1 pseudogene is annotated in these 1,087 nt (G+C 72.2%); it reads right to left on the bottom strand.

The features are described from left to right. A pseudogene (locus G3N96_RS38715) lies at positions 1-1,016 on the bottom strand (condensation domain-containing protein); the annotation flags it as partial. Positions 1,017-1,087 lie beyond the last annotated feature (71 nt).

Raw genomic sequence — 1,087 nt, forward strand, 5'->3', positions numbered from 1 at the left:
TCCGCCGCGGCCAGTCGCGCGGCGGGTTGAGCGGGATCGAGCAACACGGCGAGTGCGCCCGCCTTCAGCGCGCCGAGCAGGCCGACGACGAAGCGCGCCGAGCGTTCGATGCAGACGATGACGGACGCTTCGGCGGCCACGCCGCGTTGGGTCAGCGCGCGGGCGATGCGGTTCGATGCGTCGTCGAGTTCGGCGAACGTGAGCGACGCCGACGCATCGGCGAGCGCGACGCGATGCGGATAGGCGGCCGCCTGCCGCGCGAACGCGGCGACGATGTCCGCATGGTCGACGCGCAGCGCACGGCCGTCGCGCGGCTGGCGCGAAGCGGCCGATGCGTCGCACGGCAGACCGGCCGTCGTCTGGCGCGGATCGCGCGCGGCCGCACCGACGAGCGCCGCGTAGCTGTCGAGCCATGCGCGCGCGGTGTCGGCGTCGATGCAGTCGGTCGCATAGGCCGCGACCAGTTCGATGCCATTTGCGTCGTCGGTGAAATCCACGGCGAAATCGAAGCGTGCGGCGAGGTCGGGCCCCGGCGTGGCAACGGCCGTTGCGCCCGGCAGCACGCTGTCGTGCCGCGCGTCGAACTGCTGCGCGAATTTAACGCGCAGCCATTCGTCGCCGCGCTTGACCGGCGGCTTCACCGCATCGACGACGCGCTCGAACGGCACGTCCTGATGCGCGACCGCGTCGAGCGCCGCCGTGCGCGTCGCATCGACGAGCGTGCGGAACGGCAGCGTCGGCGCCACGTGCACACGCAGCGCGACCGTATTCAGGAACAGGCCCAGCAGCGCGCGCGTTTCCGGGCGCTGGCGATGCGCGACCGGCACCGCGACGACGACGTCCGTTGCGCCGGTCAGGCGCGACAGCCATGCGTCGAGCCCGGCCAGCAGCACCGTGAAGACCGTTGCCTGCGCGTCGCGCGCGAGTTGCCGCACGTCGGCCGCGACCGCGTCGGGCAGCCGCACCGACACGCGCGCGCCTTGCAGCGTGCGGGTGGCACCCGGCTGGCGATCGACCAGGTCGGAAGAACGTCGCGGAGGGAAAGAGTCGTTGCGCAGGTGTAGCTACTGGTTCTGCCCGATTCTGT

The organism is Burkholderia sp. Se-20373 (genome assembly GCF_017104705.1).
Classification (GTDB): Bacteria; Pseudomonadota; Gammaproteobacteria; order Burkholderiales; family Burkholderiaceae; genus Burkholderia.